Source organism: Pseudomonas pseudonitroreducens (assembly GCF_021603645.1).
GTDB classification, from domain to species: Bacteria; Pseudomonadota; Gammaproteobacteria; order Pseudomonadales; family Pseudomonadaceae; genus Pseudomonas; species Pseudomonas pseudonitroreducens.
On sequence record NZ_BQHJ01000015.1, the window covers coordinates 99,718 to 112,605 of the forward strand.

Annotated in this window: 10 protein-coding genes; 4 read left to right on the forward strand and 6 right to left on the reverse strand. The window is 66.7% G+C overall.

From position 1 onward, the window contains the following. Nucleotides 1-317: 317 nt before the first annotated feature. Together L6D89_RS28960 and L6D89_RS28965 are read right to left on the reverse strand one after the other, a co-directional pair. Complete coding sequence (locus L6D89_RS28960) at nt 318-2,588, reverse strand: TonB-dependent receptor (RefSeq protein WP_236201925.1); 2,271 nt, start codon at nt 2,586-2,588, stop codon at nt 318-320. Nucleotides 2,589-2,782: 194 nt separating this feature from the next. Beyond that, the gene (locus L6D89_RS28965) at nt 2,783-4,006 is read right to left on the reverse strand and encodes an MFS transporter (protein WP_236175067.1); all 1,224 of its coding nucleotides are present in this window, start codon (nt 4,004-4,006) and stop codon (nt 2,783-2,785) included. Nucleotides 4,007-4,209: 203 nt separating this feature from the next. Between L6D89_RS28965 and L6D89_RS28970 the strand changes: the two genes are divergently transcribed. From L6D89_RS28970 to L6D89_RS28980, 3 genes are all read left to right on the forward strand, one after another. Continuing rightward, nucleotides 4,210-4,905, forward strand: a complete 696-nt coding sequence (locus tag L6D89_RS28970) for an alpha/beta fold hydrolase (RefSeq protein ID WP_236201926.1) — start codon at nt 4,210-4,212, stop codon at nt 4,903-4,905. Between the two features lie 60 nt (nt 4,906-4,965). Beyond that, a complete protein-coding gene (locus tag L6D89_RS28975) occupies nt 4,966-5,358 on the forward strand; it encodes a GFA family protein (protein ID WP_236201927.1) in 393 nt (130 codons plus the stop codon). Nucleotides 5,359-5,499: 141 nt separating this feature from the next. Next, nucleotides 5,500-7,422, forward strand: coding sequence for a tyrosine-protein phosphatase (locus L6D89_RS28980; protein ID WP_236201928.1), 1,923 nt, complete (start codon nt 5,500-5,502; stop codon nt 7,420-7,422). Between the two features lie 704 nt (nt 7,423-8,126). On the opposite strand, the gene L6D89_RS28985 is transcribed toward L6D89_RS28980, so the two are convergent. The 4 genes from L6D89_RS28985 to L6D89_RS29000 form a co-directional block, all read right to left on the reverse strand. Continuing rightward, on the reverse strand, nt 8,127-9,116 hold the full coding sequence (locus L6D89_RS28985; protein ID WP_236201929.1) for an AraC family transcriptional regulator: 990 nt from the start codon (nt 9,114-9,116) through the stop codon (nt 8,127-8,129). Between the two features lie 229 nt (nt 9,117-9,345). Further along, complete coding sequence (locus L6D89_RS28990) at nt 9,346-9,513, reverse strand: hypothetical protein (RefSeq protein WP_236175072.1); 168 nt, start codon at nt 9,511-9,513, stop codon at nt 9,346-9,348. A gap of 76 nt (nt 9,514-9,589) precedes the next feature. Beyond that, nucleotides 9,590-10,720 carry a helix-turn-helix transcriptional regulator gene (locus tag L6D89_RS28995; protein WP_236175073.1) on the reverse strand — a complete coding sequence of 377 codons (1,131 nt, stop codon included), beginning with the start codon at nt 10,718-10,720 and terminating at the stop codon, nt 9,590-9,592. 101 nt (nt 10,721-10,821) lie between these two features. Then, nucleotides 10,822-11,871: a 3-ketosteroid-9-alpha-monooxygenase, oxygenase component gene (locus tag L6D89_RS29000; protein ID WP_236201930.1), complete on the reverse strand. Its 1,050-nt coding sequence runs from the start codon at nt 11,869-11,871 to the stop codon at nt 10,822-10,824. A 193-nt stretch (nt 11,872-12,064) separates the two neighbouring features. On the opposite strand from L6D89_RS29000, the gene L6D89_RS29005 reads away from it, so the two are divergent. After that, a complete protein-coding gene (locus L6D89_RS29005) occupies nt 12,065-12,880 on the forward strand; it encodes an SDR family NAD(P)-dependent oxidoreductase (RefSeq protein ID WP_236201931.1) in 816 nt (271 codons plus the stop codon). The last annotated feature ends 8 nt before the right edge of the window (nt 12,881-12,888 follow it).

Genomic DNA, 12,888 nt, shown 5'->3' on the forward strand with positions numbered 1-12,888 from the left:
GGAGTCCTGATGGCGGACAGGGTCGCGGTTGAGGTGCTGCTCGCGTAGAGCAACTAATCGCTGCTGGGATATCTGTACCGACGCTTGCCCCTCACCCCAGCCCTCTCCCGAGGGAGAGGGGGCAGATTGTGCCGGCTGATGCGATGGTTTCAGCCTGCTCTGAACGGTTCCCTCTCCCCTTGGGAGAGGGTTAGGGTGAGGGGCGGCCCCAGCGCAGAAATACCCCGTAGGAGCGGACTCCGTCCGCGATAGGTCTGCATCGCGCCGGACATCATCGCGGACGAAGTCCGCTCCTACGCAAGCCCAGGCGGTCCGGCCTAGAACGAATAATCCGCACTCAGCACCGCACCGCGGCTTGCGCCGGGCACGCCGTAGCCGCGGCCGTTGTATTGGCTCCAGTAGTGCTTGTCGAACAGGTTGTTGACGTTCAGGCGCAGCTGCACGTCCTGGGTCGCCTGCCAGCTGAGCATGGCGTCATGCACCACGTAGCCGGGCACGGTGGTCTGGCCGGCGCGGGTCAGGGTGGAGCCCAGGCCCGGATAGATCTTCACGTCGTCCACGTAGCGCACGCCGTAGCTCAGCGCCAGGTCGTCCGGCAGTAGCCAGGTGCTCCACAGGCTCAAGGCATTCTGCGGCGTGTTGGCCAGTTGCACGCCCTTGTCCGAGCCGTTGTAGGGCTTGATCAGCTTGCTGTTCTGGTGCACGTAGGCGGCGTACACCGACCAGTTTCGGGTGATGTTGCCGCTGACCGACAGTTCGATGCCGCGCACCCGCTCCTCGCCGCCGGTGTAGGCGGAAAGCTCCTCGTCATCGATGTAGGTCAGCTGGCGCCTGGTCTCGAACACATCGCCATTGAGCGCCAGCTGGCCATCGAGCAGCTCCCACTTGCTGCCCACTTCATAGGTCTTGCCACGGTCGCCCTTGGTCGAGGCGATGCTGCCGGTCTGTGCCACCGCGAGCACGCCGGAGGGCTGCTTGGCGTTGGCGTAGCTGAGGTAGATGCTGCCGTTCTCCACCGGCTTGTAGGTCAGCGCGGTGTGCACGCTGGTGAGCTTCTCGTTCTGCGAGGAGCTGCCCTTGTCGACCCAGGCGGCGCTCTGGCTGGTGCGGGTCTGGCTGTCCAGTACGCGGGTGTCGAAGTGGTCCTGGCGCGCGGCCAGGTGCAACTGCCACTGCTCGTCGAATTTCAGGGTGTCGAGCAGGTAGAAGGCCTTGTCGAGCTGCTCCACCGACTGCTTGGCCGAGGTGTAGGTATCCAGCGCATAGGGGTACTTCGACCAGTCGTTGCTGGCCACTGGCAGGTTGCCCATGGCGGTGCGGCTGGCGGCACTCAGGGCGCCGGTCTTCGAGTCCAGCGTCTGTTTGCTCAGGTCGACGCCGCCGACCAGGGTATGGCCGATGCCGAAGGTGTCGACGCGCCAGGTCAGGTTGGTCTGGTTGCTGTAGGTGTCGTTGGTCTGCTCGCGCAGTGGTGTGTTGATGTTGCGCCGGTAGATGCCCTTGCCGGCCTGGATGCCCGGCGCGCCGGCGTTCGGGTCGCCGCCGGGGGTGGTGACGAAGAAGTCGTGGTCCAGGTGGAACCAGGTGAAGCGGCTGTCCAGGCTCAGGGCATCGTTGAAGTCGTGGGCGAACTTCAGATTCACGCGGTGCGATTCGTTGTTCTCGTAGTCGAGGTTGCGCCAGCCCCAGTAGCTGCTCCAGCTGGCGCCGCCGGCGCGGTGCGGCGAGCTGCCGTTGCTGCCGTTGACCGTGGGGATGCCGTAGTCGGGCGTGGCGTTGTCATGCAGGTATTCGTAGGCCAGGGTGACGCGGGTGTCGGTGCCCAGGCCCAGCGCCAGGGACGGGGCGAAACCGTAGCGCTCGTCGCCGACCCAGTCGCGGCCATCGGTGCCGGTGTTGGCACCCATCACGTTGACGCGGAAGGCGGCGCCTTCGCCGAGGCCGTCGATGCGGTGGTTCACGTCCAGCGTGCCGCGCTTGAAGTTGGCCGTGCCGACGCCGCCGCTGAGCAGGTTGAAGTCGTCCAGTTGCGGGGTCTTGGTCACCAGGTTGACCGCGCCACCGACGGCGCCGACGCCCCAGGCCGCAGTGCTGGAGCCCTTGAAGACCTCCACGCCCTCGGTGTTGAAGAAGTCGTCGCGCGAGTACTTGGCCGGGTCGCGCACGCCGTCGCGGTAGATGTTGCCGTCGGCGTTGAAGCCGCGGATGGTCAGGCTGTCGCCCACGCCACCGCCGCCCTCGCCGGAGTTGAAGGTGATGCCCGGCACATTGCGCAGGGCGTCCTTCAGGCTCTGCGCGTTCTGCTCCTTGAGCAGCGATTCGGAAAGCACGGTCACGCTCTGCGGGGTATCGCGCAGCGGTTCGCTGTACTTCGCCGAGCTGGCGCGGTCGACCTTGTAGGGCGACTCCTGGGTGGCCTGCACGGTGCTGTCGGGCAGGGCCAGGGCGTCCTGATCGTCGGCAGTGGGCGGCTGATCTGCCCAGGCACTCAGCGGGATCGCCATGAAGGTGGCGAGGCCGACGATGGGGGCGAGGGTGAGAGGTGCGTCGGAACGGGTAACGGGAGTGAGGTTCAGGCGGGACGACATGGACGGAAAGCTCTCCGGCAAATGCGAGTTATTTGCATTGCGGAAAGGCTAACAGTGATGGCCCGGGGCCCAGGCAGCGCAAATGTATCGCCGCCGAAGCGCCAGGCGCTTTACAACAATCCATTACATTTGCCCGGGCACCAACGGCCGGGCAAAGGGTCTGCCGCCGGCCCGGGGCCGGCGGCAGCGCTCGGTCAGGCCTTCTTCGCGGCCGGTTTTGTCGACGGCAGCAGGATGGTGATGCAGCCCATCAGCGGCAGGAACGAACAGAGGGTGTAGACGTACTCGATGCCATGGATGTCCGCCAGGTGGCCGAGGAACGCCGCGCCGATGCCGCCGAAGCCGAACATCAGGCCGAAGAACACGCCCGCGATCATGCCGACGTTGCCCGGCACCAGTTCCTGGGCGTAGACCACGATGGCGGAGAAGGCCGAGGCGAGGATGAAGCCGATCACCAGGCTCAGCACGCTGGTCCAGAACAGGTCGACGTAGGGCAGCGCCAGGGTGAAGGGCGCCACGCCGAGGATGGAGAACCAGATCACCGCCTTGCGGCCGATGCGGTCGCCCACCGGGCCGCCGAAGAAGGTACCGGCCGCCACCGCGCCGAGGAAGCCGAACAGGTAGAGCTGCGAGCTGGCCACCGAAAGGTCGAACTTCTCGATCAGGTAGAAGGTGTAGTAGCTGGTGAAGCTGGCCATGTAGAAGTACTTGGAGAACACCAGTAGCGCCAGCACCACCAGCGAGGCGGTCACCCGGCCCTTGGACAGCCCGTGGGTGGCCACGCCGCCGGCCTTGAGCTTGAACAGGCTGAGGTGGTTGCGGTACCAGCGGCTCAGGCCCCAGAGCACGCCGACGAGGAACACCGCGAACAGGCCGAAGTAGGCCACGTGGCCCTGGCCATAGGGAATGATGATGGCCGCCGCCAGCAGGGGGCCGAAGGCGCTGCCGGCGTTGCCGCCGACCTGGAAGGTGGACTGCGCCAGCCCGTAGCGGCCGCCGGAGGCCAGCCGCGCGATGCGTGAGGTTTCCGGGTGGAAAGTCGACGAGCCGATGCCCACCAGTGCCGACGCCAGGAGGATGGCGTGGAAGCTGCCGACGAAGGCCAGCATGAGGATGCCGATCAGCGTGCAGACGCTGCCCAGCGGTGCCAGCCAGGGCTTGGGATGACGGTCGGTGTGGTAGCCGACCCAGGGCTGCAGCAGCGAGGCGGTGAGCTGGAAGGTCAGGGTGATCAGGCCGACCTGGGTGAAGCTCAGGCCGTAGTTGGCCTTGAGCACCGGGTAGATCGACGGCAGCACGGCCTGGATCAGGTCGTTGGTCAGGTGGGCGAGGGCGCAGGCGCCGATCACGCGCATGACCAGCGGGCTGGCCTGGCTGGCGACGGACGACGTGGCCAGGGGGGAAGCGGTGGTAGACATGGGACTCCGGGGCAGCAAGGTGTGGCGCGCGGGCAGGGCGCGCCGGGTTCTTCATGTTGGCCGGCCTATGCTAGGCGCGCTGCCGTCGGCTGTCTCACGCGATCCGGACGACGAATATCGCGAAACGGCCAAATCGGCCGCATGCCTTCCGGATCGGCTATGCTCGCTGCCTTTCCGCAAACCCATCTCGCCAGGTCCGCCGCATGTCGTCCGCCGTTGCCCTCCGCGTGCCCTTCGAAGGGCGCGAGCTCCATGCCGATACGTTGAGTGGCGACTCGCCGCTGCACCTGTTCGGTATTCATGGTGGTGGTGCGAGCAACCGCTCGGTATGGGATGGCCTGCGCCAGTCTCTGCGCCAGCGTGGCGTGGGTTCGACGGCGCTGGACTGCGTCGGCCATGGCCGCACCGGTGGCGTCTTCGCCGACTCCTCGCTGCATGGCCGCAGCCGCCAGGCGCGCTCGGTGATCGCGCATGCCGGCGTGCGCCCCACCGCGCTGGCCGGTATCAGCATGGGTGCCTACAACGCCCTGCGCCTGAGCGAAGAGCTGGACGTACAGGCGCTGATCCTTATCGTCCCAGGCATCTATACCCCCGAAGCGCACGAGGTGCCGTTCGGCCCGGACTTCTCGGCGATCATCCGCCGCCCGCGCAGCTGGGTGGACAGCGACGCCTGGGAGATTCTCAGGCGCTTCCGTGGCCGCCTGCTGGTGATTGCCGGCGAGCAGGACAGCGTGATCCCCCTGGAAATCCCCGAACGCCTGCACGCCGCCGCCACCCGTGCCAGTCGGCGCGAATTGCTGGTGGTGCCCGGCGCCGGGCATAGCGGATTGCTGCCGGTGCTGCTGGACAACCCGGCATGGCACGCGTCGTTGCTGGAGTGCGTCGGTCTGCAGGACTGAATGGCGGAGTCCGGGCTGCTAGGGTGACAGGGTCAACCCTGTCTCCAGAGGAGCTGCAGCATGGACAAGGTCACCGGTGGCTGCCTGTGTGGCAACGTGCGCATCGAAGCTTTCGGCCAGCCATACCGGGTCGGCATCTGCCATTGCCTGGACTGCCGCAAGCACCACGGCGCGCTGTTTCACTCGTCGGCGATCTTCCCTGAGGACGCCGTGCGCATCGAGGGCGAGGTGCGCGAGTACGCCGGGCGCTGCTTCTGCCCGCGCTGCGGATCATCGGTGTTCGGCTGCAGCGGCGACGAAGTGGAGGTGAGCCTCGGCGCGCTGGATGAGCCGGACCGCTTCCAGCCCACCTATGAGCTGTGGACCTGCCGCCGCGAGGCCTGGCTCCCGGCATTCCCCCTGCGCCATCGTTACGTGCGCGACCGTGAGTCGTCCGAGCGGCGCGAGGATTAGAGAAAAGCGTCGATCACGGACAGAAAACGCAACCCGCGGACAGATCGCGCCGGCATTTCCCTTTGCTGCAGGATTGTCATATTCGCGGTCGAAAACCCTGCCGATAGTAGCCCCGCCAACAAAGCTCAAAGAGGCTACATCGTGTTCCATCGTGCTCTGCTTTCCCTGTCCCTGCTCAGTCTGTCCATCGCCTGCGCCAACGCGGCCGAGACCTACACACTGGACACCCCACGGCTGACCGGCATCGACAACTTCCGCGACATCGCCGGTACCACCACTGCCTACACCACTGCCAACGACGGTGTGATGCGCTCGGGCGTGTTCTACCGCTCCAACGCGCTGACCCCCAAGGGCACCGACCTGGCGGTACTGAACAGCCTGGGCATCAGCAACGTCTACGACCTGCGTACACCGGTCGAGGCGGCTGCCACGCCGGACACCCTGCCAGCCGGCGCGGTTTACCAGAACATCGACATCATCGGCAGCACCACCTCGGGCGCCAACATCACCAATGTCTCCTTCACCAGCGCGGCCCAGGCCGTGGCCATGATGGAGGAAACCAACCGTGCCTTCGTCAGCGACGCCGGCATGCGCAGCCAGTTCACCGTGCTCTTCAACGAACTGGCCGGCGCCGACGGCGCCGCGCTGTTCCACTGCACCGCCGGCAAGGACCGCACCGGCTGGACCGCCGCCGTGCTGCTGAGCATCGCCGGGGTGGACAGCCAGACCATCATGGAAAACTACCTGGCCACCAACGACTACACCGCCGCCCGCATCAAGGCGACCCTGGCGATGATGCCGGCGAGCATGGCGGCCATCTACGAGCCGCTGATCGGCGTGCAGGCCAGCTACCTGCAGGCTGGGCTGGACGAAGTCACCGCGCAGTACGGCAGCATGGACAACTACCTCAAGGAAGGCCTCGGCCTGTCCCAGGAAACCCTCTACGTGCTGCGCGGCAAGATGGTCTACTACAACAGCCTGCCGGGTACACTCGGCCTCTCGGGCAACGCCGCCGCGGGCGCGCAGTTGCTGACCCAGCTGCAGAACAGCAGCCTCTCCGGCAACTACACCGCGTACAACTACTACCTGCAGTCGGCCATCGATGCCGGCACGCTCGGTGGTGTCGAGTCCACCGTCGGCGGCCAGGTGCACGCCGACGCGGCCAGCTACCTGCTGCGCCAGGATGCGCTGATCGACCGCGCCGCCGCGCCCTATGCCAGCGGTGTCGACCTGAAGACCGGGCAGACCCGCCTGTGGACCACGGCACTGGCCGGCTACCAGGGCAACTCCGCGACCTCCAGCGCCGAAAGCAGCAACGAGCACACCCAGGGCCTGATGGTCGGCGTCACCCAGCGCTTCTCCGAGCAGCTCAGCGGCAACGCCGGCTTCGGCTACAGCAAGGGCAGCATCGGTGGTGCCGGTGGCGACGTGGACACCGACCTGACCTTCGTTCGCGGTGGCGCGCGCTTCGCCCTCGACGGTCTGGAACAGGGCCTGTTCGTCGACGCCGACCTCAGCTACGGCTGGCTCGACTACGACAGCAAGCGCGATATCGGTGGCGGCCTGGGCAAGGCCAAGGGCGACACCAGCGGCAACCTGAGCGGCGCCAGTGTTGCGCTGGGCTACCGCACGGCGGTGTCCAGCGTGACTCTGGAGCCGAGCATCGGCCTGCGCTACAGCCACCTGGACCTGGACGGCTTCCAGGAAAAGGGCAGCGAACTGGCGCTGGACGTCGACGATATCAGCGAGAACCGCCGCAGCGCCTACGCCAACCTCAAGGCCTCATTCGCCCCGGTGGCGCTGGGCAGTGGCTGGCAGATGGTGCCGGGCCTGGAGGTCGGCTACGACCATGCGCTGGGCGACTACAAGGTCGACAGCGAAGGCCAGTTGCTGGGCTATGACGTTTCCCAGCGCGCCGCCTTCGACAACCGCGACCAGTTCAGCGGCGCGTTCAGCCTCACCGCCAGCCAGGGCGAGTTCAGCGTCGGCGCCGAAGTCGGCGCGCTGGGCGGCAGCGGCAGCCATGGCGCCAGTGGCAGCCTGAAGGCCAGCTACCAGTTCTGATCGGCGTTGGCATGAACAAACGGCCCGTCGCGGAATACGCGGCGGGCCGTTTTGCTTTCCAGCAAGTAGGGCGGATAACGCCCACGGCGTTATCCACCATGGCGGCGGATAACCCGTGCCGGGTTATGCGCTCTACGTGGCCGATCGGCATTGCCGTGTTGGTGGTGATGTTCGCGAGCAAGCTCGCTCCTATGAAGAGCTACGGAATCCTGTAGGAGCGAGCTTGCTCGCGAACCGGGCGGTGCACCCTGCGCGGCTACCTGGCAGCACGACCGGACCGTGGTCGCGCGGAAATAACCGGACGCGTAGGAGCGGACTCTGTCCGCGATGTCCTCCGGCGATGCGGACCTATCGCGGACGGAGTCCGCTCCTACGCCCCAGGGTGGCCCGGAGCTTCCTTGTGGCAACGAGGTCGGCATCGCGAACAGCAAGCAGGGCGGATCGGCATTGCCGTGTTAGTGGAGATGTTCGCGAGCAAGCTCGCTCCTACGAAGAGCTCGGAATCCTGTAGGAGCGAGCTTGCTCGCGAACCGGGCTGTGCGCCCTGCGTGGCTACCTGGCAGCACGACCGGACCGTGGACACGCGGAAATAACCGGACGCGTAGGAGCGGACTCTGTCCGCGATGATTTTCCGCCCACTGAGCGGCCTCGGGCCAATCGCGGACGGAGTCCGCTCCTACGCCCTAGGGGAGTCCAGGGTTTCCCTAGGCCGGTGCCGACAGGTTCCTGCGCAGGTCCGCCGGGCTCATGCCGTAGGCGCTCTGGAAGTACTGGCAGAAGCGCCCGACGTTGCTGAAGCCCAGGGCCAGGGAAATCTCGCTGACCGATTGCGACCCGTCCTGCTGCAGCGCGTCATAGGCACGCTGCAGGCGCACCTCGCGCTGGTAGGCGACGATGGAGCTGCCGACGAAACGGCGGAAGCCTTCCTGCAGGGCGCGCAGGCTGACGTTGGTCAACTCGGCGAGGTCGCTGCCGCTGAGCAGGGCGTCCGGATGCTCCTGGATGTAGTCCATGGCCAGTTTCACGTGGCGCGGCGCGATCTGCGGAGCGGGGCGCCTGAGCGCGTCGCTGTAGTTGTGTGGCCAGATTTCCAGCACCGAATCCACCAGCATTTCCTGCAGGCGTGCCGGCATCAGCGCGCTGGAATTGATCAGCAGGTCGAATTCGTTGCCGGTGGCCATGGCGACGATCGCCTTGATGCCCTGGAAGGCTTCGTTGCTCAAATCCACCCGTGGCTGGAAGCGCACCTTGTGGCTGATCGGCCGGCCCAGCAGCGTCGCCAGCCGGCGCGCGAACAGCGAGCGGCGCACCGACAGGCCGTGGTGTGCGTGGCCATCGATGAAACCCACCGAACGCACCGAGGCCTTCTCGATGGCGAGGCCGACGCCTGGTGTACCGACGGTTTCGTCGGACTGGTTGAAGAGCACGCGTCCGGCACTGGGAAAGATGAAGGTGATCTCGTCGTCGAGGTCCGGCATTGCGGTCAGCAGGTCGCCGCGAAAGCTCAGGCGGCGGAAGCTCACGCCCTCGTAGCGGCCGTAGACGCCGCCGATGGCGATGGGGCGCTCGGGGCGCGGCATGGCCGAATAGAGGTTGCCGAACAGGCGCGTGTAGAGATCGCCGAAATCGTCGGCGCTCATGCTTTCCGAACGGATCAGGAACTGCTTGCGGGAAGTGCTCGTGTCTACCGTCATGGTCCGTCTTCTGGCAGCGCCGTAGGAGCCGCTCCGGGCGTGGCACGCCAGGGCGCGGAATGTGGGCGAGCAAGTTAGCGGTCGCGGGTTACAAATCCGTGATGCCGATGCGGCGCCCGCATGCCGTTTCCATCGCGGAGGGTGTCTGCGCTGGGCACCTGACGCCAACGGCGTTATCCGCCAGGCTGGCCGGCGCATAAGCCGTTTCGGGGCATGCGTCCTGCGCGGCTTACGGCACCGCCCGCAGACAACTCCCCAGGTCGCAGGGCGCCGGCAACGCGCGCTGCGCTGCCAGTCGCATCTGCTGCGAGCGTTCGTGGATGTCCAGCATCAGGTGGGCGGTGAACAGGCAGCTGCCGATGGTCAGCGCGACGAACAGCGGAATGAGTCGGGACATGCTGGCGACCTCGTCGACCAACTGGGGTTTGCCCCACGTTAGTCGCCGGGATCGCCGGACAAATCGTCCGCTCGGACTAGCCCAGGGTCGCCACGCTGCGCAGGATCAGGCGCACCAGCATGGTCTGGCGGGTCACCCCGGTCTTGGAGAAGGTCGAGCGCAGGTGGGCGCGCGCGGTGTTGCGGCTGATGCCCAGTTCCTCCGAGGCTTCGTCCAGGGTCAGGCCGTTGGCCAGCAGCATGGCCAGCTGCGCTTCGGCCGGGGTCAGGTCGAACAGCGCCTTGACGATTTCCTGCGGGGCGCGGGATTCCTGTTCCGGGTCGCTGACGAAGATCACCACCGAAGGGCAGTGCTTGCCCTCGTTCCATTCGCTCAGCGGCACCGAGCGCACGATGATGCCCAGGTCCGCACGGCCCGACGGGCGCTGCACGCGCATCGCCTCGACCACCGAGGGTTGCGCGCCTTTCTGTGATTGCAGCGCCTGCTTCACCAGCCGGCGAAACTCCTGGCAGTCGCGCGGGGTGCCGACCTGCAGGCTGTCCGCGCTGATCTTCAGGCCGTCCTTCTCGCGCAGCAGGTTCTCCGCCACCTGGTTGGTCTGCAGGATCTTGCCGGCCTCGTCGAGGATGATGGTGCCGACGGCGAACTGGTCCACCGCGCCGGCGTAGAGGTTGCGCTCGGTCTCGATGCGGTTGATCTGCGTGTGCAGCGCCACCGAGCGCTCCAGGTGCGGCACGAAGTAGGCCAGCAGCGCCTTGTCGTTCTCGGTGAAGCCGGGCGACTCCACGCCGCGGCTGACGCGGATGCGGCACAGCGCGCCGTCGCTGGTGCGGATATCGGCGCCGAGGATGTGGAACACCCCGACCGGTTCGAGGAAATTACGGTAGAACTCCGAGGCCAGCCAGGCTTCCTTGGAGACGAACTCCTCGAGTATCACCACCTGGCCGCTGGGCAGGTCGACGAAGGGATCGAGGTTGAAATAGTACTGGTTGTACGAGGCCACGACCTCGGCCGAGCTGCCGTTGGTGTTGACCATCAGGCCCTCGCTCTGGTCGCTGGGCGGACGCAGGATGAAGGTGACGTACTTGGCCTCGAGGAACTGGTTGAGCTGGTTGAGGAAGGATTGCCACGGCGTGGGCTCAAGGGGGCCCTGGTAGAGATTGCCGAGCATCCCGCTGAACTGGTCGAGATCGAGCGACTGTGCCATCGGTAGAACCATTCTTATTGTTGTTGTAGGAAAGCGCCGAGGAGATTAATAGGCGCTTTCCGCAAAAGGCAATCGGTCCCGCAAGGCAGGGGACCGGTGGCTCAGGCCGGCTCCGCCTGCGCCGCCCGCACCACGAAGCTCTTGCGCTCGGCGAGGCCCGCCGGCAGCTCGGCAACGTCGATGTAGAACTGCTCGTACCACTTGCGCAGCTGGTACACCGGGCCATCGCCGTCGCACAGCAGCGGGTTGTCGACGCGGGTCTTGCTGTGCCAGATGGCTACGTCCTCGTAGAAGGCGGCGCGTGCCTGTTCGACGTAGGCCAGGGCCATGGCGCGGTTGTCCTCGGCGGACAGGCCCGGCAGCTTCTTCACCAGCACGCCGTAGCGCAGGGTGAAGCTGTTCTGGTCGATGGGCACGTGGCAGTTGAGCAGGATCGATTCGATCGGCTGGCCACCCATGGCGCCGGTCATCCAGGTGATCTGGTAGGCCGGGCCGTAATAGGTGGCCACCGTGCGCAGCTCGCTGTCGCCGGACAGCCGCGCGCTGCGGCCGCGCATCACCTGGGAGGCGGTGTGCGCCTCGAAGTGGTTGCTGAATTCGTCGATCGGCGCGCCATGCACGCTCTTGAAGTGCGCCATGTCGGAGACGTTGTCCACCAGCTCGCGGCAGTTGGTCTCGATTTTCAGTTCGGCCACTTCCCACTCGGCCCATTCGGCGTCGTAGCAGGCGTCGATGCGCGGGATCGCCTGCTCGGCGATGGGCGGGTTGCCTTCGGGATCGTTCCAGACGAACAGCAGGTGGTTCTGCTCCATCACCGGCCAGGACTTGATCTTCGCCCGCGGCGGGATGCGCTTGGCGTAGGGAATGTCGTTGCACACGCCATCGGCGCCCCAACGCCATTCATGGAAGGGGCAGCGCAGGCTGTTGCCCTCCACGCAGCCGTCGCTCAGGTCCGCGCCCATGTGCGGGCAGTAGCCATCGAGGATGTGCAGCTGGCCATCCTCGCCCTGGAAGGCCACCAGGCGGGTGCCGAAGACGTCCAGGCGGTGGGCCTTGCCGTCGCGGTACTGGCTGGCCAGCCCGAGGCAGTGCCAGCCGCGCGCGTAGCGGTCTTCCAGCGGGCGCGCTTCGATACGGTGCAGCGTACTCATCTTGTTGTTCTCCCATCAGGTTGCCGCAGGCAGAGGGGCGGCACGAGCCTGGATGGGATTCTGCAAGCCAGGGCGTTCGCGGCATCGTCTGAACGGACGAGGGCGCCCGCCTAGTCCGGGTGGACGATGCCGGCGCCGCTGCGGCCGGCGATAACGGCGGCACCGACCGACAACAACGACAAACGGTGGAACGATGAGCGAGCAGCAGGGCCGCGTGGCGGTCATCACTGGGGCTGCCAGTGGCATTGGCCGTGGCCTGGCACGGCACGCGGCAGGCCTGGGCATGCGTATTGTGCTGGCCGACCGCGACCGCGTTGGCCTGGACGAACTGGCCGCCGAGCTGACGGCCGGCGGCTGCGAGGTCCTGGCGCAGGTCACCGATGTCAGCCGCGAGCAGGACCTGTTCGCCCTGCGCGATGCCACCCTGGCGCGCTTCGGCGGCGTCGACCTGCTGTTCAACAACGCCGGCATCATGCAGACCGGCGCCAGCTGGGAGCTGAGCGAGGCGCAGTGGCGGCGCATGCTCGACATCAACCTGCTGGGCGTCACCCATGGCCTGCGCGCCTTCGTTCCCACGCTGCTGGCCCAGCGGCGGCCCGCGCATATCGTCAACACCGCATCGCTGGCCGGGCTGCTCGCCAGCCCGTTCCTGGCCGCCTATACGGTGACCAAGCAGGCGCTGGTGGCGCTGTCCGAAGTGCTGCACCACGAGCTGGCCGCCTCCGGCGCGGCCATCGGCGTCTCGGTGCTCTGCCCGGGGCCGGTGGCTAGCCGCATCATGGACTCGGACCAGGCCAGCCATGGCGCCGGTTCCGCCCTCGGCGCGCTGCTGGAGCAGAGCATCCGCGCCGGCATGCCGGCCGAGGAGCTGGCCGCGCGGGTGTTCGAGGCCATCGAGCACAAGCGCTTCTGGATTCTTCCGCACCCTGTTTTCAAGCCTGCGCTGCAGGCGCGCACGCAAAGCATCCTCGACGAGACCAACCCGGTCTTCCTGCTGGCCGACGTATAAGGAAACAA